At 73.1% G+C, this 23,645-nt stretch carries 17 protein-coding genes and 1 pseudogene; 9 read left to right on the top strand and 9 right to left on the bottom strand.

The features are described from left to right. Window positions 1-4: 4 nt before the first annotated feature. Window positions 5-1,144, top strand: a complete 1,140-nt coding sequence (locus JK361_RS16385) for an acyl-CoA dehydrogenase family protein (RefSeq protein ID WP_201818888.1) — start codon at window positions 5-7, stop codon at window positions 1,142-1,144. Beyond that, window positions 1,144-2,097, top strand: a complete 954-nt coding sequence (locus JK361_RS16380; RefSeq protein WP_201818335.1) for an acyl-CoA dehydrogenase family protein — start codon at window positions 1,144-1,146, stop codon at window positions 2,095-2,097. Before JK361_RS16385 ends, JK361_RS16380 begins: the two co-directional genes overlap by 1 nt. Before the next feature lie 132 nt (window positions 2,098-2,229). Here JK361_RS16380 and JK361_RS16375 read toward each other — a convergent pair whose 3' ends face one another. From JK361_RS16375 to JK361_RS16360, 4 genes are all read right to left on the bottom strand, one after another. After that, window positions 2,230-2,955, bottom strand: a complete 726-nt coding sequence (locus JK361_RS16375; protein ID WP_201818333.1) for a vWA domain-containing protein — start codon at window positions 2,953-2,955, stop codon at window positions 2,230-2,232. A 172-nt stretch (window positions 2,956-3,127) separates the two neighbouring features. Continuing rightward, window positions 3,128-4,591 (bottom strand): glutamate synthase subunit beta, encoded by a 1,464-nt coding sequence (locus tag JK361_RS16370; RefSeq protein WP_201818331.1) that lies wholly within the window; start codon window positions 4,589-4,591, stop codon window positions 3,128-3,130. Further along, on the bottom strand, window positions 4,584-9,176 hold the full coding sequence (gltB, locus tag JK361_RS16365; RefSeq protein WP_201818886.1) for a glutamate synthase large subunit: 4,593 nt from the start codon (window positions 9,174-9,176) through the stop codon (window positions 4,584-4,586). Before gltB ends, JK361_RS16370 begins: the two co-directional genes overlap by 8 nt. A 507-nt stretch (window positions 9,177-9,683) precedes the next feature. Next, complete coding sequence (locus tag JK361_RS16360) at window positions 9,684-10,415, bottom strand: VIT1/CCC1 transporter family protein (RefSeq protein WP_201818329.1); 732 nt, start codon at window positions 10,413-10,415, stop codon at window positions 9,684-9,686. 263 nt (window positions 10,416-10,678) lie between these two features. Between JK361_RS16360 and JK361_RS42640 the strand changes: the two are divergent. The 7 genes and pseudogenes from JK361_RS42640 to JK361_RS16325 all read left to right on the top strand — a co-directional run. Then, a pseudogene (locus JK361_RS42640) lies at window positions 10,679-11,663 on the top strand (ADP-ribosylglycohydrolase family protein); the annotation flags it as partial. 763 nt (window positions 11,664-12,426) lie between these two features. After that, window positions 12,427-13,545 carry an ADP-ribosylglycohydrolase family protein gene (locus JK361_RS16350; RefSeq protein ID WP_201818327.1) on the top strand — a complete coding sequence of 373 codons (1,119 nt, stop codon included), beginning with the start codon at window positions 12,427-12,429 and terminating at the stop codon, window positions 13,543-13,545. Window positions 13,546-13,552: 7 nt separating this feature from the next. Further along, a complete protein-coding gene (locus JK361_RS16345; protein WP_201818325.1) occupies window positions 13,553-14,737 on the top strand; it encodes an ADP-ribosylglycohydrolase family protein in 1,185 nt (394 codons plus the stop codon). Then, the gene (locus JK361_RS16340; protein WP_201818323.1) at window positions 14,725-16,215 is read left to right on the top strand and encodes an ADP-ribosylglycohydrolase family protein; all 1,491 of its coding nucleotides are present in this window, start codon (window positions 14,725-14,727) and stop codon (window positions 16,213-16,215) included. The genes JK361_RS16345 and JK361_RS16340 overlap by 13 nt, the downstream gene beginning before the upstream one ends. Then, on the top strand, window positions 16,212-17,105 hold the full coding sequence (gene rbsK, locus JK361_RS16335) for a ribokinase (RefSeq protein ID WP_201818316.1): 894 nt from the start codon (window positions 16,212-16,214) through the stop codon (window positions 17,103-17,105). The genes JK361_RS16340 and rbsK overlap by 4 nt, the downstream gene beginning before the upstream one ends. Then, window positions 17,102-18,307 carry a CaiB/BaiF CoA transferase family protein gene (locus JK361_RS16330; protein ID WP_201818309.1) on the top strand — a complete coding sequence of 402 codons (1,206 nt, stop codon included), beginning with the start codon at window positions 17,102-17,104 and terminating at the stop codon, window positions 18,305-18,307. The genes rbsK and JK361_RS16330 overlap by 4 nt, the downstream gene beginning before the upstream one ends. Beyond that, a complete protein-coding gene (locus JK361_RS16325; RefSeq protein ID WP_201818307.1) occupies window positions 18,304-19,116 on the top strand; it encodes an HpcH/HpaI aldolase/citrate lyase family protein in 813 nt (270 codons plus the stop codon). The genes JK361_RS16330 and JK361_RS16325 overlap by 4 nt, the downstream gene beginning before the upstream one ends. Window positions 19,117-19,278: 162 nt before the next feature. On the opposite strand, the gene lgt is transcribed toward JK361_RS16325, so the two are convergent. From lgt to trpM, 5 genes are all read right to left on the bottom strand, one after another. Then, entirely contained in the window at window positions 19,279-20,253 is a 975-nt protein-coding gene (gene lgt, locus JK361_RS16320; RefSeq protein ID WP_201818306.1) for a prolipoprotein diacylglyceryl transferase, read from the bottom strand. A gap of 82 nt (window positions 20,254-20,335) precedes the next feature. Further along, window positions 20,336-21,109 (bottom strand): DsbA family protein, encoded by a 774-nt coding sequence (locus JK361_RS16315; RefSeq protein WP_201818296.1) that lies wholly within the window; start codon window positions 21,107-21,109, stop codon window positions 20,336-20,338. Window positions 21,110-21,206: 97 nt separating this feature from the next. Next, a complete protein-coding gene (gene trpA / locus JK361_RS16310; RefSeq protein WP_236053058.1) occupies window positions 21,207-22,028 on the bottom strand; it encodes a tryptophan synthase subunit alpha in 822 nt (273 codons plus the stop codon). Between the two features lie 11 nt (window positions 22,029-22,039). Beyond that, window positions 22,040-23,323 carry a tryptophan synthase subunit beta gene (gene trpB, locus JK361_RS16305; protein ID WP_201818289.1) on the bottom strand — a complete coding sequence of 428 codons (1,284 nt, stop codon included), beginning with the start codon at window positions 23,321-23,323 and terminating at the stop codon, window positions 22,040-22,042. A 69-nt stretch (window positions 23,324-23,392) separates the two neighbouring features. Next, window positions 23,393-23,632: a tryptophan biosynthesis modulator TrpM gene (trpM, locus tag JK361_RS42635; protein WP_372448719.1), complete on the bottom strand. Its 240-nt coding sequence runs from the start codon at window positions 23,630-23,632 to the stop codon at window positions 23,393-23,395. Between the last annotated feature and the right edge of the window lie 13 nt (window positions 23,633-23,645).

The raw sequence follows: 23,645 nt of genomic DNA, 5'->3' as shown, positions 1-23,645 counted from the left end.
CACCGTGGACCTGACCCACTCCCCGGCCGACGAGAAGTTCCGCGGGAAGGCCCGGGCCTGGCTGGACGCCCACGTCCCGCGCACGCCGCTGCCGTCCCTGGAGACGGCGGAGGGCTTCGCGGCACACCGCGCGTGGGAGGCCGAACTGGCCGCGGACCACTGGTCGGTGGTGTCCTGGCCGGAGCGGTACGGCGGGCGGGACGCCGGGCTCCTCGGCCGGCTGGTGTTCGAGGAGGAGTACTGGGCGGCGGGCGCGCCGGGCCGGGTCGGCCAGAACGGCATCAGCCTGCTCGCGCCGACGCTCTTCGAGTACGGCACGCGGGAGCAACGCGCGCGCGTGCTGCCGCCGATGGCCACCGGCGAGGTGGTGTGGGCGCAGGCGTGGTCGGAGCCGGAGGCGGGCTCGGATCTCGCCGCGCTCTCCTCCCGGGCGGTGCGGACGGACGGCGGCTGGCTGCTCAACGGGCAGAAGACCTGGTCGTCGCGGGCGGCCTTCGCGGACCGGGCCTTCGGTCTGTTCCGCAGCGAACCGGGCACTGCCCGGCCGCACCAGGGGCTCACCTACCTGATGTTCGATCTGCGGGCGCCCGGCGTCACCGTCCGCCCGATCGGCCGCCTGGACGGCAAGCCGGCCTTCGCGGAGCTGTTCCTGGACGACGTGTTCGTCCCGGACGAGGACGTGATCGGCGAGCCGGGGCAGGGCTGGCGGATCGCGATGTCCACGGCCGGCGAGGAACGCGGGCTGACCCTGCGCGCCCCGGGCCGCTTCCTGGCCTCGGCCGCGCGGCTGCGGGACCTGTGGCGGGACCGGGGATCGCCCGAGCACGCCCGCGCCGGGGTGGCGGACGCCCTGATCGGGGCCCGGGCCTACCAGCTGTTCACCTATGCCGCCGCCTCCCGGGTCCTGGACGGCGACCGGCTCGGTCCGGAGACCAGCATGAACAAGCTGTTCTGGTCCGAGCTGGACCTCGCCCTGCACGAGACGGCGCTCGACCTGCTGGGCCCGGAGGGCGAACTGGCCGACGGCACCTGGGCCGAGGGGTACGTCTTCTCCCTCGCCGGGCCCGTCTACGCGGGCACGAACGAGATCCAGCGCGACATCGTCGCCGAGCGGCTGCTCGGCCTGCCGAAGGGACGCCGCTGATGCGCTTCCTCCTCGACGCCGACCAGCGCGCCTTCGCCGGCTCGCTGCACGCGATGCTGACCGCCGCGGACACCCCCGCGGTGATCCGGGACTGGAGCCGCGGCGACCACGCGAGCGGGCGCGCGCTGTGGTCGCGGATCGCCGGGGCCGGGGTGTTCGCCCTCGCGGTACCCGAGGAGTACGGCGGGCTGGGGCCGCGCCCGGTGGAACTCGCCGTGGCGTGCATCGAGTTGGGACGGCACGCGGTGCCCGGTCCGCTCGCGGAGACGGTCGGGGCGGCCGTCCTCCTCGGCGGTCCCCCGCTGGCGGAGCGCTTCCTGCCCGGTCTGGCGGCCGGGACGGACCTGGCCACGGTGGCCGCGCCCGGGAGTCACGCCGTCGACGGCGACGCGGCCTCCGTGCGTCTGTCGCCGGCCCCCGGCGGCCTGTACCTGTCCACGCAGGCCCCCGGACCGGTGCGCCGCTCGCTGGACCCCGCCCGCCGGCTGACCCCGCTCGCCCCCGGCGGCGAGCTCCTCACCCCGGCCCCGCCGTACGACCGGGCGCTCACGTGGATCCGGCTCGCCACCGCCGCCCAGGCCCTCGGCGTGGGGCTGGCCCTGCTGGACCGCACCGTCGCCTACGTGCGGCAACGCACCCAGTTCGGGGTCCCCGTCGGCTCCTTCCAGGCGGTCAAGCACCGCCTGGCCGACGCCAGGACGGCGCTGGAGTTCGCCCGGCCCCTGCTATTCGGCGCGGCGGTGTCCCTGCGCCCGGCGGACGTCGCCGCAGCCAAGCTCACGGCGTGCGAGGCGGCGTACCGGACGGCCCGTACGGCACTGCACCTGCACGGGGCGATCGGGTACACGGCGGAGTACGGCCTGTCCCTGTGGCTGACCAGGGCACGGGCGCTGCGCTCGGCGTGGGGGACGCCGGAGGAGTGCCGGGAGCTGGTGCTCGCGGAGGGGCTCTAGGAGGCGGCCGGCAGGCCGGTCGGGAGCGACTGGCGGGCCGAGCCCCGGTCAGGCCGCACGAGCGACCGCCGGGCCCGGAACCCGGCCGGCCCGCAGACCGCGGACAGGCTCGTACGGTGGCCGGGGCCGAGGTCAGGACGGCCGTACGATCCCCTGGGCCCGCGCGGCCGACAGCCACCTCGGGAACTCGCCGACGAGCCGGTCGTACAGCTCGGCGTCGGAGACCTGCCGGGGGTCCCGGCCCGCGTGGAAGAACCCCGCGTTGTCCACGACCCGCTTGCCGGGCACCGCCAGCTCGTCCAGTTTCCGCAGGAACTCGAACTGCCGGCTACCCGGGTCGCCGAACCCGACGAACTGCCAGAACAGCGGGAGCCGGGCGGCCTTGCACAGATAGCGCTCGGCGGCGAGCTTGTTGATCGGGCCGCCGTCGGTCTGGAAGACGACCAGGGCGGGGGCGGTGGAGCCGCTGTCCAGGTAGTGGTCGATGACGGCGTCCATCGCCAGGTGGTAGCTGGTCTTGCCCATGTGGCCGAGCCCGGCCGCGATCCGCTCGATCCGGCCCTCGTGGCCGGCGAGGGCGATGTCGGTGACCGCGTCGACGTCCGTGGAGAAGAACACCACGGGCACGCTCCCGTCGTCGTCCAGGTGCGCCGACAGGCCCAGCACCCGGTCGGCGAGCGCCTGCACGCTGCCGTCCCCGTAGTAGGGCTTCATCGAGCCCGAGTAGTCGACGACGAGGTAGACGGCCGCCCGCAGCCCGTCCAGACCGTGTTTGCGCAGGGACACCCCCGCCGACCGGTAGGCGCCCACCAGCGCGGGCGCGGTCTCCTCCACCTTGCGCAGACTGATCGCGGCCATGGTCCCCCCTCGGCTGTCCGGGGCCCGAGCCTACGTGATCACGGCCCGCGTGCGGACATGCAACGACGCCTGCCCAGTCGTCCGGTCGGGGACAGGCGGGCAGGCGCCGTCAGTGTTCCGCACGCCGTTGTACGGGACGTCTATGGGGGACCCGGGGTCCCTTGTGGGTGCCTCAGACCGCCAGGGCGCGGTCCGTCGGGCGGATCGGGGCGGGCAGGTCGCTGGCACCGGTCAGGTGGCGGTCGACTCCGCGGGCGGCCGAGCGGCCCTCCGCGATCGCCCACACGATGAGGGACTGGCCGCGGCCGGCGTCACCGGCGACGAACACACCCGGCACGTTGGTCTGGAAGTCGGCGTCGCGGGCGATGTTACCGCGTTCGTCGAGGTCCAGGCCGAACTGGTCGACCAGGCCGTTCTCCCGGTCGGTGCCGGTGAAGCCCATGGCGAGGGTGACCAGCTGGGCCGGGATCTTGCGCTCGGTGCCCGGCTTGGAGGTCAGCTTGCCGTCGACGAACTCGACTTCCGACAGGTGCAGCCACTGGACGTTGCCGTCCTCGTCGCCCTCGAAGTGGGTGGTCGAGACGGAGTAGACCCGCTCGCCGCCCTCCTCGTGGGCGCTCGTCACCTTGTAGAGCATCGGGAAGGTCGGCCAGGGCTGGCTGGTCGGGTGCCGCTCGTCGTTCGGGCGGGGCATGATCTCCAGCTGGGTGACGGAGGCCGCGCCCTGCCGGTGGGCGGTGCCCACGCAGTCGGCGCCGGTGTCACCGCCGCCGATGACCACGACGTGCTTGCCCTCGGCCGAGACCGGGGCGGTGACGTAGTCGCCCTCCTGGACCTTGTTCGCCAGGGGCAGGTACTCCATGGCCTGGTAGATGCCCTTGAGCTCGCGGCCCGGCACCGGCAGGTCACGGGCGGTCGTGGCGCCGGCGGCGATCACGACCGCGTCGTACCGCTTCTTCAGGTCGGTGGCCTTGAGGTCGCGGCCGATCTCGACGCCGGTGCGGAAGCGGGTGCCCTCCGCGCGCATCTGCTCGATACGGCGGTTGATGTGCCGCTTCTCCATCTTGAACTCGGGGATGCCGTAGCGGAGGAGGCCTCCGATGCGGTCCGCGCGCTCGTAGACGGCGACCGTGTGACCGGCCCGGGTCAGCTGCTGGGCGGCGGCGAGGCCCGCCGGGCCCGAGCCGATCACCGCGACCGTCTTGCCGGACAGGCGCTCGGGGATCTGCGGGGCGACGTCCCCGGTCTCCCACGCCTTGTCGATGATCGAGACCTCGACGTTCTTGATGGTGACCGGCGGCTGGTTGATGCCCAGCACGCACGCCGACTCGCAGGGGGCCGGGCAGAGGCGGCCGGTGAACTCCGGGAAGTTGTTGGTCGCGTGCAGGCGCTCCTGGGCCGCGGCCCAGTCCTCGCGGTAGGCGTAGTCGTTCCACTCCGGGATCAGGTTCCCGAGCGGACAGCCGTTGTGGCAGAACGGGATGCCGCAGTCCATGCAGCGGCTGGCCTGCTTGCTGATGATGGGCAGCAGGGAGCCGGGGACGTAGACCTCGTTCCAGTCCTTCAGGCGCACGTCGACGGGACGGGACTTGGCGACCTCACGGCCGTGGTTCAGGAAGCCCTTCGGGTCAGCCATTGATCGCCGCCTCCATCATCTTCTCGGTGATCTCGGTCTCGGTCAGACCGGCTCGCTCGGCGGCGTCCTTGGCGGCGAGCACTGCCTTGTACGTGCTGGGGATGATCTTGCTGAAGCGCTCCACGGCCTGGTCCCAGTCGGCGAGCAGCTTCTCGGCGACGGTCGAGCCGGTCTCCTCGGCGTGGCGGCGCACCACGTCGTGCAGCCACTGCTTGTCCGTGTCGTCCAGCGCCTCGACCGAGCCGACGTTGCCGGCGTTGACGTTGTCGCGGTCGAGGTCGATGACGTAGGCGACACCGCCGGACATGCCCGCCGCGAAGTTGCGGCCGGTCGGGCCGAGGACGACCGCGTGACCGCCGGTCATGTACTCGCAGCCGTGGTCGCCCACGCCCTCGGAGACCACCAGCGCGCCGGAGTTGCGGACGCAGAACCGCTCACCGGTACGGCCGCGCAGGAACATCTCGCCGCCGGTGGCGCCGTAGCCGATGGTGTTGCCCGCGATGGTCGAGTACTCGGCGAGGTGGTCGGCGGCCCGGTCCGGGCGGACGACGACGCGGCCGCCGGAGAGGCCCTTGCCGACGTAGTCGTTGGCGTCGCCCTCCAGGCGCAGCGTGATGCCGCGCGGCAGGAACGCGCCGAAGGACTGGCCGGCGGAGCCGGTGAAGGTGATGTCGATGGTGTCGTCGGGCAGGCCCGCGCCACCGAACTTCTTCGTCACCTCGTGGCCGAGCATGGTGCCGACCGTGCGGTTGATGTTGCGGATGGCGACCTGGGCGCGCACCGGCTGGGCCTCGGTCGCGTCGTTCGCGGCGAGGGCGTCGGCGGCGAGCTTGATCAGCTCGTTGTCCAGGGCCTTCTCCAGGCCGTGGTCCTGGGCGATCAGCCGGTGGCGGACCGCGCCCTCGGGCAGGTCGGGCACGTGGAACAGCGGCTTCAGGTCCAGGCCCTGCGCCTTCCAGTGGTCGACCGCGCGCTCGACGTCCAGCACCTCGGCGTGGCCGACGGCCTCCTCGATGGAGCGGAAGCCCAGCTCGGCCAGCAGCTCGCGGACCTCTTCGGCGATGAACCGGAAGAAGTTCACCACGTACTCGGCCTTGCCGGAGAAGCGGTCGCGCAGGGTCGGGTTCTGGGTGGCGATGCCGACCGGGCAGGTGTCCAGGTGGCAGACGCGCATCATGACGCAGCCGGAGACGACGAGCGGGGCGGTCGCGAAACCGAACTCCTCGGCACCGAGCAGCGCGGCGATGACCACGTCACGGCCGGTCTTCAGCTGGCCGTCCGTCTGGACCACGATCCGGTCGCGCAGGCCGTTGAGCAGCAGCGTCTGCTGGGTCTCGGCCAGGCCCAGCTCCCAGGGGCCGCCCGCGTGCTTCAGGGAGGTCAGCGGGGAGGCGCCCGTACCGCCGTCGTGGCCGGAGATCAGCACCACGTCCGCGTGCGCCTTGGACACACCGGCCGCGACCGTGCCGACGCCGACCTCGGAGACCAGCTTCACGTGGATCCGCGCCTGCGGGTTCGCGTTCTTCAGGTCGTGGATCAGCTGGGCCAGGTCCTCGATGGAGTAGATGTCGTGGTGCGGCGGCGGGGAGATCAGGCCCACGCCCGGCGTCGAGTGACGCGTCCTCGCGACCCACGGGTAGACCTTGTGGCCGGGCAGCTGGCCGCCCTCGCCGGGCTTGGCGCCCTGGGCCATCTTGATCTGGATGTCGTCCGCGTTGACCAGGTACTCGGAGGTCACGCCGAAGCGGCCGGAGGCGACCTGCTTGATGGCGGAGCGGCGGGCCGGGTCGTACAGGCGGTCCGGGTCCTCGCCGCCCTCACCGGTGTTGGACTTGCCGCCCAGCTGGTTCATGGCGATGGCGAGGGTCTCGTGCGCCTCCTTGGAGATGGAGCCGTACGACATGGCGCCGGTCGAGAACCGCTTGACGATCTCGTCGGCCGACTCGACCTCGTCGATGGAGATCGGTGCGCGGTCGGACTTGAAGCCGAACAGGCCGCGCAGCGTCATCAGGCGCTCGGACTGCTCGTTCACACGAGACGTGTACTTCTTGAAGATGTCGTACCGGCCGGTGCGCGTGGAGTGCTGGAGGCGGAAGACCGTGTCCGGGTCGAACAGGTGCGGCTCGCCCTCGCGGCGCCACTGGTACTCGCCGCCGATCTCCAGCGCGCGGTGCGCCGGGGCGATGCCGGAGGCCGGGTAGGCCTTGGCGTGGCGGGCGGCGACCTCCTCGGCGATGACGTCGATGCCGACGCCGCCGATCTTGGTGGCGGTGCCGTTGAAGTACTTCTCCACGAAGGCCTCGTCCAGGCCGACGGCCTCGAAGACCTGGGCGCCGCGGTAGGAGGCGACGGTGGAGATGCCCATCTTGGACATGACCTTCAGGACGCCCTTGCCGAGGGCGTAGATCAGGTTCTTGATGGCCTGCTCGGGCTCCAGGCCGCTCAGGAAGGTACCCGCGCGCAGCAGGTCCTCGACCGACTCCATCGCCAGGTACGGGTTGACGGCGGCGGCGCCGAACCCGATGAGCAGGGCGACGTGGTGGACCTCGCGGACGTCGCCGGCCTCGACCAGCAGGCCCACGTGGGTGCGCTGCTTGGTGCGGATGAGGTGGTGGTGGACGGCCGCGGTGAGCAGCAGCGACGGGATCGGCGCGTGCTCGGCGTCGGAGTGCCGGTCCGACAGGACGATCAGGCGGGCGCCGTTCTCGATGGCGGCGTCGGCCTCGGCGCAGATCTCCGCGATGCGCGCGGCGAGGGAGTCGCCGCCGCCGGAGACCCGGTACAGGCCCGACAGGGTCGCGGCCTTGAAGCCGGGCATGTCGCCGTCGGCGTTGATGTGGATGAGCTTGGCCAGCTCGTCGTTGTCGATCACCGGGAAGGGCAGGGTGACCGAGCGGCAGGAGGCGGCCGTCGGGTCGAGCAGGTTGCCCTCGGGGCCCAGCGAGGAGCGCAGGGAGGTGACCAGTTCCTCGCGGATCGCGTCCAGCGGCGGGTTGGTGACCTGCGCGAACAGCTGGGTGAAGTAGTCGAAGAGCAGCCGCGGGCGCTCGGACAGGGCCGCGATGGGGCTGTCGGTGCCCATGGAGCCGATCGGCTCGGCGCCGGCGCGGGCCATCGGGGCGAGGATGACGCGCAGCTCCTCCTCGGTGTACCCGAAGGTCTGCTGGCGGCGGGTGACCGAGGCGTGGGTGTGGATGATGTGCTCGCGCTCGGGCAGGTCGCTCAGCTCGATCTCGCCGGCCTCCAGCCATTCGGCGTAGGGCTTCTCGGCGGCGAGGGACGCCTTGATCTCGTCGTCCTCGATGATGCGGTGCTCGGCGGTGTCGACGAGGAACATCTTGCCGGGCTGGAGGCGGCCCTTGCGGACGACCTTGGCCGGGTCGATGTCGAGGACGCCGACCTCGGAGCCGAGGACGACGAGGCCGTCGTCGGTGACCCAGTAGCGGCCGGGACGCAGACCGTTGCGGTCGAGCACGGCGCCGACCTGGGTGCCGTCGGTGAAGGTGACGCAGGCGGGGCCGTCCCAGGGCTCCATCATCGTGGAGTGGTACTGGTAGAAGGCGCGCCGGGCCGGGTCCATGGAGTCGTGGTTCTCCCACGCCTCCGGGATCATCATCAGCACGGAGTGGGGCAGCGAGCGGCCGCCCAGGTGCAGCAGCTCCAGCACCTCGTCGAAGGAGGCGGAGTCGGAGGCGTCCGGCGTGCAGACCGGGAAGACGCGGTCCAGGCTGCGCTCGCCGAAGAGGTCGGAGACCAGCTGGGACTCGCGGGCGCGCATCCAGTTGCGGTTGCCCTTGACGGTGTTGATCTCACCGTTGTGCGCGACGAAGCGGTACGGGTGCGCGAGCGGCCACGACGGGAAGGTGTTCGTGGAGAACCGGGAGTGCACGAGCGCGACCGCGGAGGCGAAGCGGCGGTCGGACAGGTCCGGGAAGAAGGGCTCCAGCTGGCCGGTGGTCAGCATGCCCTTGTAGACGATCGTGCGCGCGGAGAGCGACGGGAAGTAGACACCGGCCTCGCGCTCGGCGCGCTTGCGCAGCGCGAACGCCTTGCGGTCCAGCGTGATGCCCTCGCTGACGCCGTCGCCCACGAAGACCTGCCGGAAGACCGGCATGGTGGAGCGGGCGGTGGCACCGAGCAGCTCCGGCGCGACCGGGACCTCTCGCCAGCCGAGGACGGTCAGCCCCTCTTCGCCGGCGATCGTCTCGATGGATGAGACGGCGCCCTCGGTCCCCTCCTCGGGCAGGAACGCGATGCCTACCGCGTAGGCACCGGCCGCGGGAAGGTCGAATCCGGCCACCTCACGGAAGAAGGCATCCGGCACCTGACAGAGCAGGCCCGCACCGTCGCCGGAGTCGGGCTCGGAACCGGTGGCACCACGGTGCTCCAGGTTGCGCAGAACGGTGAGTGCCTGTTCAACCAGGGTGTGGGACGCCTCGCCGGTGAGGGTGGCGACGAAACCGACGCCGCACGCGTCGTGTTCGTTGCGGGGGTCGTACATACCCTGCGCAGCAGGGCGAGCATCCATGAAGGACCAGTTCTGGCCATTCGCGGAATGCTGGGACGGCTGGCGCGGCGTACGCATCGGCTCTCCCGTCGTCGTCATGAGGCATGTGGCAAGTGCCGAGGGACGACGTTGGCCCTCTGCGTGAGATCAAAATTTCGTGCAGGTTACATGATGGGGCGGTTCCCGGGAACCGGATAGGCCGTTCCACCATGCGGACGCCGCGGTCGCGACGGAGGTACCACGCGGACGCGGCGAGTGCCGTCCAGTCACGGCGGATGCCGTGCGGTGACGGCGGGGTTGCCGTGCGGTGACGGCGGGGTTGCTGCCGTGCGGTGACGGCGGTGCCGCGGTGACGGCGGGTGCCGCGCCAGGGCGGCAGACGTACGCGGGGACCGGCGCGGACAGGATCGGTCGGATCGGCGTCCGGCGGCCCTAAGGGGGCCGGGGAGGGCGTCATCGCCCACCCCGCAGGGGTGCAGCAGGCGTCATTGCCCACAGTGCTTACGGCTCATGCCCCGTGACCGGGCACTCGAAACCAGCAGGTAACGGGTAATTATGCGACCCATCGCATAGCTACCGGTCCGGCTATCCTACGGCCGTTCCGAACAGGCCGCCCAGGGCGTACGTCACACCGGCCGCCGCACCACCGAGGGCGAGCTGCCGCAGACCGCTGAACCACCAGCTGCGCGCGGTCACCTTGGCCACGACGGCGCCGCATCCGAAGAGTCCGGCGAGGGCGAGCAGCACGGCCGGCCACAGCGCGGTCGCGCCGAGCAGGTACGGCAGCAGGGGCAGCAGGGCGCCGAGGGCGAAGGACCCGAAGGACGACACGGCCGCGACCAGCGGCGAGGGCAGGTCGCCGGGGTCGATGCCCAGCTCCTCGCGGGCGTGTATCTCCAGGGCCTGCTCGGGATCCCGCGACAGTTGCCGGGCGACCTGCCGGGCCAGCGCCGGTTCGACCCCGCGGGCCACGTACAGCGCGGCCAGCTCGGCCTCCTCGTCCTGCGGGTGCCTGCGCAGCTCGCGGCGCTCGATGTCGAGTTCGGCCTCGACCAGCTCCCGCTGGGAGGCGACCGAGGTGTACTCGCCGGCGGCCATGGAGAAGGCGCCGGCCGCGAGGCCCGCGAGACCGGTGATGACGATGGTCTGCTGGCTCACCGAACCGCCCGCCACGCCCGTCATCAGGGCGAGGTTGGAGACCAGACCGTCCATCGCACCGAAGACGGCGGGGCGCAGCCAGCCGCCGTTGACGTCGCGGTGCGTGTGGTTGTCGCGGTGCGCCACGTGCAGCGCGGCCTCGGTCTCGATGATGGCCATGCGGACCCCCAGGAAAGCTTAGCCAAAGCTAACTTTGGACGAGTTCTACTTTTCGACAACACAGAACCTACGCCCTTCATTCCCCCTTCGCCAGCAAGGAAAGGCTGGGCTAACCAGCACCTTTAACTTTTGGCGCTCATATGTGCGATTGATAGCTCAGATGCCGAGCGGGTGACAGAGCTGCGCTCCGGGCTCGCCGGGGCACCTCCCGTGGGACACATCCGCAAAGGGGTCCCGTGCGACCCCGCCGAAGGAGGCCGCCCATGGCATCGATCGCCTGCACTCCCCCGGTCCCGGTGCCCGGGGACGCCGCCGGACCGCGCGAGCGGGCCCGCGGTGCGCTGCTCGGTCTGGCCGTGGGCGACGCGCTGGGGGCGCCCGCGGAGAACCTCAGACCCTCCGAGATCCGTGCCCGCTGGGGCCGCATCACGGGCTACGTCACCGACCGGCCGTGCGGCACGGACGACACCGAGTACGCGATCTTCTCCGGACTGCTGCTGGCCCGGCACGGCTCGGCGCTCACCCCGGCGCATGTGGAGGCGGCCTGGCACGAGTGGATCGCCGACCGGGCCGAAGGCCCCTTCCGCGGGGCGGGCTTCAGCGAGCGCGGCACCCTGGAGAACCTGCGCCGGGGTCTTGCCGCGCCCATCTCGGCCCAGCACCGGCACGCCTGGAGCGACGGCCTGGCGATGCGGGCGGCTCCGTTCGGCGTGTTCGCCGCCGGGCGCCCCGCCGAGGCGGCCCGGCTGGTGGCCGTCGACGGCTCGGTCAGCCACGAGGGCGAGGGCATCTACGGCGGTCAGGCCGTCGCGGCCGGGGTGGCGGCGGCGATGACCGGCGCCTCCGTTCCGGTGGTGATCGCCGCCGCCCTCGCGGTCGTCCCGGACGACTCCTGGACGGCCCGGTCCCTGCGGCGCGCGGTGGCGGTGGCCCATCTCGGCGAGCGTGCGGTCCGCTCCGCGGTCGTCATCGGCGGCTACCCGTGGACCGACCTGGCGCCGGAAGCGGTCGCCCTCGCGTTCGGCGCGTACGCGGCGGCCGACGGCGACTTCCGGGAGGCGGTGCTGACGGCCGTCAACATGGGCCGCGACGCGGACACGACGGCGGCGGTGGCGGGCGCCCTGTCCGGCGCGACCCAGGGGCTCTCCGCGATCCCCCCGGACTGGGCGGCGGCGATCGGTCCCGTCCGGGGCCGCTGCCTGCCGTCCATGGCGGGCCACCACGTCCTGGAGGTGGCGGACCTGCTGGTGAACTGGGAAGACGGGGAGGCGGCGGACACGGTGCCGGCAAGAGGGGTGCGGGTGGCCGAGGAAGCGGGGGTGGCCGGGACGGCGGGCGCCATCGGAGAAGCACAGGTGGCCGGGACGGCGGGCGCCATCGGAGAAGCACGGGTGGTGGGGGAAGCAGCGGCTGTCGCGCAGGCAGCGGTGTTCGGGGGAGCAGGGAGTGTCGAGCCGGCGGAAGCCGTTCCGATCGCGCCTGCCACGGATGCGAAGGCGGTGCCTGTGGCGGCGGTCGTCGCGGAGGCGGACGCGCTGCTCATGGCAGCGCCCGTCGGTACAGAGGTGATCGCGCCGGCGGCGTCTGTCGCCGACGCGGGGACGGTTCCGCCGGTGGCGGAGATTGCCGCCGTGGCAGAGATGATCCCCATGGCAGGGGCTGCCGGAGAGGCTCTGGCGCTCGAGGCCGACGTGGTGGTGCTGGCCGGGCTGCTGTCGGACACGGCGCGAAACGCACTCCCGGCGGCAGCGCACCGGCCGGCCACTCCCCTCCCACCCCCACCGGCCCCCGCCCGGCCCACGACTCCCCCTCCCGGCAGCCGAACCACCGAACCGGTCCCACCCCCGCCACTCGCCCCCCAAGCCCCCGAGCCCGTACCACCCCTTCCCCCGGGGAGCCCGTCGTCCTCGGTCGAGGAGGGGGCGGAGGACCGGGGCGAGGGGCCCGGACGGGACCGTAGTCCCCTGGTGGGTGCCGGGAATGCCGGACAGGCGGACGGCGAGGGCCGGTCATGACGGCGCGCCGTATCGAGGGCCTCCTCCTCGGCCTCGCCGCGGGAGACGCCGCCGGCTGGCCCGCCGCCCGGCACCGCGCCGCCCGTATGCCCGAGTGGACCCGCCGCCTCACCCGCGAACTGGACACCTTCGCCGAGCAGAACGCCACCACCACCCTGCCGGTGCCGATCGCCCTCAACCAGCCTCCCGAGCCCCTCCGCCTCGGCCCCTCCGACGACGCCGAATGGGCGGTGTTCGCCGCGGAGGCGGTCCTGCGGGCCGGCGACGCCGACGTCCTCGGCGACCTCGGCCGGGAGCGCCGCACCCGCGCCGCCATCGACCTCACCTGGACCGCCGTGGCCGCGGAAGTCGCCGCCGCCGCGGACCGCGCGCCCGAGATCGAGTCCGCCGTACTCCCCCTGCGCGCCCGCATCTCCGTCCGCGCCGGCCTCGGCAACCTCGCCACCGGCCTGCGCCCGCCCGCCACCGGCCACGACAACCCGCACTACTTCGACGACGCGGCCTGCGTCCGCGCCTGCGTCCTCGCCGTCGCCCACCCTGGCGACCCGCAACAGGCCGCCGCACTCGCCGAGTTCGACGCCCGCTACACCCAGGACGGCGACGGGGTGCACGGCGCCCGTGCCATGGCGGCGGCCCTCTCGCTCGCCCTCGCCGACGCGGACACGGACGCCTGCGTCACCGCCGCGCTCGCCGAACTCCCGGCGGACACGGAGATCGGCCGCAACACCCGGCACGCACTCGCGCTGGCCGGGGACAGCGCCTCCGCCTTCGCCCTGATCCCACTCCTCGAACACCAGATCGTCGACCACGTCTACAGCTACGGCATCGCCGCCGCCGAGACCGTCCCCGTCGCGCTCGCCCTGGCCACCGCCGCCGGGGGCCGTATCGCCGAGGCCGTACCGGCCGCCGCCTGCCTGTCCCGGGTCGCCGACTCCGCCCCCGCCCTCGTGGGCGCACTCACCGGCGCCCTCGGCGGCGGGGCGGCCGTCCCGGAGACCTGGCGGGACGCCTGCCGCATCCTGCCCGGCTGCACCCTGCCCCGCCTCACCGGCACCGACCTGGTGGAACTCGCCGGACTCCTGGAAGCCGCACAACCGGCCCGCCCAGGAGGATGATTCGGGCATGACGCCCAAAAAAGAAGAAAGCAGCGGTCCGGGGCCGAGCGGTCTCGCCGACCGCATCACCGGCGCCCTGGTCGGAGCCGCTGTCGGCGACGCCCTCGGCGGCCCGGTCGAGGGCTACTCCCCCGACCAGATCGCCGAGCGCCACGGCGGCCGCGTCCGCGGGATCGTCGGCCCCTGGCACGGCGACGCCTGGCGCACCGCCCGCCCCATCGCGCCGTACCACAAGGGCGACGGCCACGTCACCGACGACACCCTGATGACGCACGCTCTGATCCGGGTGTACGACCGCGTCCGCGACCACCTCGACGCGTACGCGGTCGCCGAGCACCTGGTGCCGGACCTGATGAACACCCCCCGCTGGATCCCGGAGCTGGAGGCCGAGGCCCTGCCGCTGCACCGCCTCTTCCTCGCCGAGAAGTGGCTGGTGACCCGGCTGGCCTACGGTCACGCCGACCCCCGGGAGGCGGGCGTCGGCAACATCGTCAACTGCGGCGCCGCTATGTACATGGCCCCGGTCGGCCTGGTCAACGCGGCCGGACCGGCCGCCGCGTACGCCGAGGCGCTGGACGTCGCCGGCGCGCACCAGTCGTCGTACGGCAGGGAGGCGGCCGGTGTCTTCGCCGCGGCGGTGGCCGCGGCGGCCGCGCCCGGCGCCACCCCGGACACGGTGGTGACCGCGTGTCTGTCCCTGGCCAAGGACGGCACCCGCACCGCGATCGAGCAGGTCTGCGAAGTCGCCGCCCGGCACCGGGACTTCGAGTCGGCGCTCGGCCCGCTGCGCGCGGCGGTGGCCCCGTACGACTCCGTCGGCCCGGACTACCGCACGCCCTCCCTGGCCGCCCGCCGCCCCTCCCGCCTCCACTCCATCGAGGAACTCCCGGTGGCCCTGGGCATGTTGCTGGTCTCCGGCGGCGACTACCGGCACGCCGTGCTCGGCTCGGTCAACTACGGCCGCGACTGCGACTCGATCGCCACGATGGCCGGCGCCCTCGCGGGCGCGCTCGGCTCGCCCGTCCCCGAGGAGTGGGCGAAGACGGTCGCGGACGCCAGCCGCCTGGACCTGTGGGCGCCCGCCCGGGTGCTCACCGAGGTCACGTGCGAGATCTTCGACCGGGACGTCCACCGCCGGCGCGCCCATGAGCAGGCGTTCCGCACGCTCGGAGGCCGGCCGTGCTCCGTCTGACCTGGGTCCAGCCGGAGGATCTGCTGGGCCACGAACTGCGCCAGGCCCGCCTGGACGGGCGCGAGCCGTCGGCGGTCGAGGCGCGCTGGCGGGCGGCGGGCGGCCCCGACGCGCCGGAGCGGGCGGGCGCGTCCGCGCGCGGCGTCTCGCGCTACCTGCGTCTCCTGGCGGAGGACCTGCTCGACGAACTGGCCGACCTGCCGAGCGCGCTGGCCGAGGACGAGCCGACGGACCTGGCCCGCATCAGGTCCCAGTGTCCGGACTGGCCGACGCCCCCGGCGGGCCGCGGGGAGCCGCCGCCGGACGGTTCCGGGCAGTGGACGGCAGACCCACGTCCCGCGTTCCCGGCTCCCTCCGAGCGGCAAGGCACCCCCGCCACTCCGGAGCCGCCCGCCGTCCCGTCCCGGGCCCCTTCGGGCGGCCGCCTCGCGGCACTGGAGGCCGCCTGGCTGGGCCGGGCCATCGGGTGCCTGCTCGGGAAGCCGGTCGAGAAGCTCCCCCTCGACGGCATCCGCGCCCTCGCCGGGGCGACCGGGAACTGGCCCCTCAGCACCTACTTCACCGCCAGGGGAGTCCCGGAGGACCTCCTGGCCGCCCACCCCTGGAACCGCCGCTCGGCCACCACCTCCCTGGCCGAGAACATCGACGGCATGCCCGAGGACGACGACCTGAACTACCCCCTGCTCAATCTCCTCCTGCTCCAGCGCCACGGACGGGACTTCACCACCGACGACGTGGCCCGGCTCTGGCTCGAAGAGCTTCCGCCCGGCCGCACCTTCACCGCCGAGCGCCTCGCCCACCGCAATCTCCTGGCCGGTATCGAACCCCCGCACACGGCCCGCCACCGCAACCCGTTCCGCGAGTGGATCGGCGCCCTGATCCGTGCCGACATGCACGGCTGGAGCAATCCCGGTGACCCGGCCGCCGCCGCCGAACAGGCGTACCGCGACGCGGTCCTCACCCACACCGCCAACGGCGTCTACGCCGCGATGTTCACGGCCGCCACCATCGCCACGGCCGCCACCGGCAGCCACGACGTGCACGCCTGTCTGCGCACCGGCCGCGCGGTGGTCCCGGCCCGCTCCCGCCTCGCGGCAGCGCTCGACCACGCCGTCGAACTGGCCGCCGCCAGAAGCGACTTCGACCAGGTCGTGGACGAACTCCACGCCGTCTACGCCCCCGCCCACCACTGGGTCCACGCCCTGCCCAACACCGCGCTGACCGCCGCCGCCCTCACCCACGCCGACGGCGACTTCACCGGCTCCATCTGCCGTGCCGTGTCGGGCGGCTGGGACACGGACTCCAACGGCGCGACCGCCGGCAGCATCGCCGGTCTCCTCGCCGGTTCCCCCGCCGCGCTCCCCGACCGCTGGCGGGCCCCGCTGAAGAACCGGCTCGCCACCACCGTCGCCGACTTCGACGGCACCGGCTTCGACACCCTCGCCCACCTCACCCACCTGGAGGCGACCCGCTCATGACCCACATCGCCGTCCTCGGCAGCCTGAACATGGACCTCGTCACCTATGTCGCCAGAGCCCCCCAGCGCGGGGAGACCGTGACGGGACGGGAGTTCCGCACGGTCCCCGGCGGCAAGGGCTCCAACCAGGCGATCGCCGCGGCCCGCGCCGGCGCCACCGTCTCGATGATCGGCGCCGTCGGCAACGACGCCTTCGGCCAGCGGCTGCGCGACACCCTCGAACACTCCGGAGTGGACACCGACTCCTTGCGCACGGTGGAGGGCCCCTCCGGCACCGCGCACATCGTGGTCGACGACGAGGGCGGCAACGCGATCGTCGTCATCCCCGGCGCCAACGGCACCGTCGACCACCTCTCCCCCGGCGACGAAGGGGTGATCGCCAGCGCCGACGCCCTGCTGCTGCAACTGGAGATCCCGCAGGCGGCGGTCGTCGCGGGTGCGGAGGCGGCCCGCCGGCACGGCGTCCGCACCATCCTCACCCCGTCCCCGGCACAGTCGTTGCCGCCGGAACTCCTCGCCGCCACCGACCTGTTGGTGCCGAACGAGTACGAGGCGGTCGTCCTCACCGACCGCGCCGACCCGCGCGATGCGGCGGCCGCCCTGCTGGACCTGGTGCCCGAGGTCGTCGTCACCCTGGGCGCGGCCGGCTGCCTGTACCTGAGCCGGGGCGCCGAACCCCTCGTGGTGCCCGCGCCGCAGGTGACCGCCGTGGACTCCACGGGCGCGGGCGACACCTTCGCCGGCGCGCTCGCGGTGGCCCTCGGCGAGGAGAAACCGGTACGCGAGGCCCTGTCCTGGGCGGCCGCGGCGGCGGCGATCTCCGTCCAGCGGGCGGGGACGTCGGCGGCCATGCCGTACCGCCCCGAGATCGAGGCCCAGTACAGCGCATGAGTACGACGACACGGACGCTCCCGGCCCTGGACGGCCTGCGGGTGCTGGACCTGGCGACCCTCTTCGCCGGGCCGATGGCCGCCACCCTGCTCGGCGACTTCGGCGCGGAGGTGATCAAGGTGGAGCATCCCCGGCGGCCCGACCCCTCCCGCGGCCACGGCCCGGCCAGACACGGTGTGGGCCTGTGGTGGAAGGTGCTCGGCCGCAACAAGCGGACCATCACCCTCGACCTGTCCACCTCCGGCGGCCGGGCCACCCTGCTGCGGCTCGCCGCCACCGCCGATGTGGTGATCGAGAACTTCCGCCCCGGGACCCTGGAGAAATGGGACCTCGGCTGGCCCGAGCTGTCGGCGGCCAACCCCCGGCTGGTGCTCACCCGGGTCACCGCCTTCGGCCAGTTCGGGCCGTACGCGCACCGCCCCGGATTCGGCACCCTCGCCGAGGCGATGAGCGGCTTCGCCGCGGTCACCGGCGAACCGGACGCGCCCCCGACGCTGCCGCCCTTCGGGCTCGCCGACTCGATCGCGGGCCTGGCGACCGCGTACGCCGTGCTGACGGCGCTGTCCGGACGCGAACGCACCGGTGCGGGCCAGGTCGTCGACATGGCGATCATCGAACCGATCCTGTCCGTCCTCGGCCCGCACCCCACCTGGTACGACCAGCTCGGCTACGTCCAGGAGCGCACCGGGAACCGGTCCGCGAACAACGCCCCGCGCAACACCTACCGCACCGCCGACGGCTGCTGGATCGCCGTCTCCACCTCCGCGCAGTCGGTCGCCGAACGGGTGCTGCGGCTGGTGGGGCGCCCGGAGCTGACCGAGGAGCCGTGGTTTGCCACGGGCGTGGAGCGGGCCGCGCACGCCGATGTGCTGGACGAGGCGGTCGGCTCGTGGATCGCCGCCCGCACCCGCGCCGAGGTGCTCGCGGCCTTCGAAAAGGCGGAGGCGGCGGCGGCCCCCGTCCAGGACGTCCGGGACGTGCTGGCCGACCCCCAGTACCAGGCCCTGGACACCGTCACCACCGTCACCGACCCGGAGCTGGGCCCGCTGCGCATGCAGAACGTCCTCTTCCGGCTCTCCGGAACGCCCGGCGAGATCCGCTGGGCCGGCCGTCCGCACGGCGCCGACACGGACGCCGTGCTCACCGAACTCGGCCTCACCCCGGCCGACATCGCGGCCCTGCGCGCGGAGGGCGCCCTGTGACCCGCTACCCGCTCACCTGGCTCTACGTCCCCGGTGACCGCCCGCACGTCGTGGCCAAGGCCCTGGCGGCGGGCGCCGACGTGGTGGTGATCGACCTGGAGGACGCGGTCGCCCCGGATCGCAAGGAGTACGCCCGCACGGCCACCGCGGAACTCCTCACGGAGCCGCGGCCGGCCCCCGTGCACGTCCGCGTCAACGCCCTGGACGGACCCTGGGCCGCCGCCGACCTCACCGCCCTGGCCGGTCTGCCGGGCCTGTGCGGACTACGGCTGCCGAAGGTCACGGCCCCGGACCAGGTACGGCAGGTGGCGGTGGCCACACCGGTCCCGCTCTACGCGCTCCTGGAGTCGGCCCTCGGTATCGAGCACGCCTACGCCATCGCCACCGCCCACCCCGCGCTGCGGGGCATCTCCCTGGGCGAGGCGGATCTCCGGGCAGACCTGGGGGTACGGGCCGACGCGGGTCTCGACTGGCCGCGCTCCCGGGTGATCGGCGCCGCCCGGGCGGCGGGCCTCGCCCCGCCGCCGCAGTCGGTCCACCCCGACATCCGCGACCTGGACGGCCTCGCCGCCTCCTGCGCCCACGGCCGCGCCCTCGGCTTCCTGGGGCGCGCCGCGATCCACCCCCGGCAGCTGCCGGTGATCGAGCGGGCCTACCTGCCGACGCCGGCGGAGATCGAGCACGCGGAGACGATCACCAAGGCGGCGGCGGCCGACCAGGGTGCCCAGGCCCTTCCCGACGGCCGCTTCATCGACGCGGCGGTGGTCGCCCTGGCCCGCCGAACCCTGTCCCTGGCGTACCGGACGTAGAACGCCGAGGGACCCTTAAGCGGAGGGACACGGCCGAGGACCGCAAGGTGAAGAAACGCGACCCCGACGCACACAAGGCGACCGCCGCGAAGCCGACCCACACGAAGCGCATCGAGGGCGCGCGGGAGATCCCGGGCGCCCTCGGTGTCGTGGCTGCGGCCGTCAGCTCTTCTTGGCCGACTCCGCCTCGTCCTTCACCGGTTCTCCGGCGTCCTCGGCATCCTCTGCCCGGTCCTCGCCCTCGGCCACGGCTTCCGTGCCCTCGGCCGCTCCGTCGGAGACACCCTCGCAGACCCCGTCGGCCGGACCGCCGGAGGCGACCGCGGCCGGCTCGACCACGGCTTCGCGCCCCGGCCGCATCTTCGCCGACACCACGATGTAGAGCACCGCCAGCAGGAAGACGATCACCGCCGTCCAGACGTTGAGGCGGACGCCCAGGATGTGGTGGGCGTCGTCGACGCGCAGGTACTCGATCCAGGCGCGGCCCACACAGTACGCGGCGACGTACAGCGCGAACGCCCGGCCGTGGCCCAGCTTGAAGCGGCGGTCGGCCCAGATCACCAGGAGGCCGACGCCGATGCACCACAGGGACTCGTAGAGGAAGGTCGGGTGGTAGTAGCCCGGCACCCGGCCGCCCTCGGAGGAGGTGATGTGCAGCGCCCAGGGGACGTGCGTCTCATGGCCGTACAGCTCCTGGTTGAACCAGTTGCCCCAGCGGCCGAGGGCCTGCGCGAAGGCGATGCCGGGCGCGACGGCGTCGGCGTACGCGGGCAACGGGATACCCCGGCGCCGCGCGCCGATCCACGCGCCGAGCGCGCCGAGCGCGATCGCGCCCCAGATGCCGAGGCCGCCCTCCCACACCTTGAAGGCGTCCACCCAGTCACGGCCCTCGCTGAAGTACAGCTCGTAGTCCGTGATGACGTGGTAGAGCCGGCCGCCGACCAGGCCGAACGGCACCGCCCAGACGGCGATGTCGGCGACCGTGCCGGACTGCCCACCACGGGCGATCCAACGCTTGTTGCCGAACCAGACGGCAACGAAGACGCCGATGATGATGCAGAAGGCGTAGCCGCGCAGCGGGATGGGGCCGAGGTACAGCACCCCGTGCGACGGGCTGGGGATGTAGGCAAGGTTCATGGCAAGTCCGACGCTACCGTGCCGGGCCGTGGGGACGGCAAGCAGCCCGGCTACGGGTCCATAACGGGGGCGTGAGAAACGCTTACCCTCGGTTGGCCGATTCCACCAGCTGCTTGAGCTTGGCCGGGGTCATCGTCTGGTCCTGGTAGATGTTCTTGCCGTCGAGCAGCACCGTGGGCGTGCCGCTGAAGCCGCCGGCCCGGAACGCCTGGTTGGACTTGTCCACCCAGCTGTCGTGGGTGCCGTCCGTGACGCACTTGCGGAAGGCGGGCGTGTCCAGGCCCTTCACCTTGCCGGCCAACGCGATCAGCTTGTCGTTGCTCGCGAAGGCGTCGTCGGTCTCCTTGGGCTGGTTCGCGTACAGCACGTCGTGGTAGTCGCGGAACCTTCCGGCGTCCTGGGCGCAGGCCGCGGCGTTGGCGGCGCGCAGCGAGCCGCTGCCGCCGAGGTTGCCGTCGATCAGCCGGACCAGGTGGTACTCGATTCTGAGCTTGCCCGCGTCGGCCAGCTCGTGGAGGGTCGGCCGGTACGCGGCCTCGAAGGCCTGGCAGGCCGGGCAGCGGAAGTCCTCCCAGACGGTGAGCGTCGACTTGGCGCCGTCCTTGCCGACCGGAATCGCGAGGCTGTCCTTGCCCTGCGCCCCGGAGGGTGCCACGGCCGGGCCCGCGTTGCCGGCCTTGTGCTTGCCGGAGTTCGCGGCGACCACGCCGATCACCGCCGCGAGGCCCAGGACGCAGACGACGCTCGCGCCCACGATCAGCGTGCGCCGTCGCTTCTCCGTGGCCTTCTGCTTCTCGCGCTCGACCGCCAGCCGCTCGCGGGCGGTGCGCTTTCCGTCACGGTTCTTCTCGCTCACACCCCCAGAACGAACCGGGGAGGCGCAGCGCGCCTCCCCGGCCGGAGGTCCACTCGTTCGAGTGACCGAATCATCTGATACAGGACATCAACGGCGGTTACACCTGTCGGCGCACGCCCTTCGCAAGCCCGGCGGCCAGCTCGCGGACCGCCGCGAGACCGGAGGCGTGGTCCGGGGCGTCCAGCATCCGCTTCACGAACGCCGAGCCGACGATGACCCCGTCGGCGAAGCCGGCGACCTCGGCGGCCTGGGTCGCGTCGGAGACGCCGAGCCCGACGCAGACGGGCAGGTCGGTGCCCGTGCCCCGGGTGCGCCGGACCAGGTCCTCGGCCTGCGCGCCGACGGACTCGCGGGTGCCGGTGACGCCCATCAGGGAGGCCGCGTAGACGAAGCCGCTGCCCGCCGCGGTGATCTCGGCGAGCCGCTCGTCCTTGCTGCTCGGCGCCACGACGAAGACCGTCGCGAGGCCATGCTTCTCGGCGTGCTCCCGCCACAGCGCCGACTCCTGCACCGGGAGGTCGGGCAGGATGCAGCCGGCGCCGCCCGCCTCGGCCAGCTCGGTGGTGAAGCGCTCGACGCCGTAGCGGTCGATGGGGTTCCAGTACGTCATGACGAGCACCGGCTTGCCGGTGGCCTCGTGGGCCTCCCGGACCGTCCGCATGACGTCGGCGATCTTCACTCCGCCGCGCAGGGCGATGTCGTCGGCGGTCTGGATGACCGGGCCGTCGAGCACGGGATCGCTGTGCGGCAGGCCCACCTCGACGACGTCGGCGCCGCCGTCGAAGACGGCCTTGATCGCCTCGATGCCGCCGTCCACGGTCGGGAACCCGGCCGGGAGGTAGGCGATGAGCGCCGACCGGCCCTCGGCCTTCGCGGCCGCGAGGGTGTCCGTCAACAGCTGGCCCCTCTTGCTGTTCAACGCGGCGCCGCTCACTTGGCGTCCCCCTCGATCTCGGCGGTGTCGGCTTGGTCGGCGGCCACCTCGGCGTCGGTGTCGTAGAGGCCGAAGTAGCGGGCGGCGGTGTCCATGTCCTTGTCGCCGCGGCCGGACAGGTTGACGACGATCAGGCCGTCCTTGCCCAGCTCCCTGCCGACCTCCAGGGCACCGGCGAGCGCGTGGGCGCTCTCGATGGCCGGGATGATGCCCTCGGTGCGCGACAGCAGGCGCAGGGCCTGCATGGCCGCGTCGTCGGTGACCGCGCGGTACTCGCCGCGGCCGGAGTCCTTCAGGTAGGAGTGCTCGGGGCCGATGCCCGGGTAGTCCAGACCGGCCGAGATCGAGTACGGCTCGGTGATCTGGCCCTCCTCGTCCTGGAGGACGTAGGAGCGCGAGCCGTGCAGGATGCCGGGCTCGCCCGCGGTCAGGGTGGCCGCGTGCTCTCCGGTCTCGATGCCGTGCCCCGCGGGCTCGCAGCCGATGAGTCGGACGCCCTCGTCGGGGATGAAGGCGTGGAAGAGGCCGATGGCGTTGGACCCGCCGCCGACGCAGGCGACGGCCGCGTCCGGGAGGCGCCCGGCGCGCTCCAGGAGCTGGCGGCGGGCCTCGACGCCGATGACCCGGTGGAAGTCGCGGACCATGGCGGGGAAGGGGTGGGGGCCGGCGACCGTACCGAACAGGTAGTGGGTGCGGTCGACGTTGGCGACCCAGTCGCGGAACGCCTCGTTGATGGCGTCCTTGAGGGTGCGGCTGCCGGACTTCACGGCGACGACCTCGGCGCCGAGCATGCGCATCCGGGCCACGTTCAGGGCCTGGCGCCGGGTGTCGATCTCGCCCATGTAGATGGTGCAGTCGAGGCCGAACAGCGCGCAGGCGGTGGCCGTCGCGACGCCGTGCTGACCGGCGCCGGTCTCGGCGATGACCCGGGTCTTGCCCATGCGCTTGGTGAGCAGGGCCTGGCCGAGCACGTTGTTGATCTTGTGGGAGCCGGTGTGGTTGAGGTCCTCGCGCTTGAGGAACACCCGGGCGCCACCGGCGTGTTCGGCGAACCGCGGCACCTCGGTCAGCGCGCTGGGGCGGCCGGTGTAGTTGACCAGCAGGTCGTCGAGTTCACGGGCGAACTCGGGGTCGTGCTTGGCCTTGTCGTACTCGACGGCGACCTCGTCCACGGCGGCTACGAGGGCCTCGGGGATGAACTTGCCGCCGAACGCGCCGAAGTAGCCCTCGGCGCTGGGGATCCGACCCTCCGGGTCGGGGATGAAGAACTCGCTGGGCATGCGGAAACCTCACGGTGAGTGCGGTGAAAAGACACTGATCGCCGTGGGGGCAGGGCTGGTCGTCGAGCCTCAGGTCGTCTGTGGCCGGTCACGCTCACGCGGCGGAGCCGCACCTGCGGACACTGCCCCGCGCCCCTTCGGGGCGCGCTGCCATCGGCGTCCGTTGACCTGCCCGGGTTCGTCACCGATGACGTACCGCACCCGACGGCCGTGCACGCGCCGTGCGGGCGCGCGGCAGCCACGGGGCCGGCAGCCGCGCGCGAGGCGGGCGTACGGGTCCCGGGTCGTCAGGGTGATCGGGAAAGTCATCGCCGGTCAGCCT

This window comes from Streptomyces musisoli (genome assembly GCF_016741855.1).
Taxonomy (GTDB): Bacteria; Actinomycetota; Actinomycetes; order Streptomycetales; family Streptomycetaceae; genus Streptomyces; species Streptomyces musisoli.
This window is presented reverse-complemented; position numbering and strand designations above follow the sequence as displayed.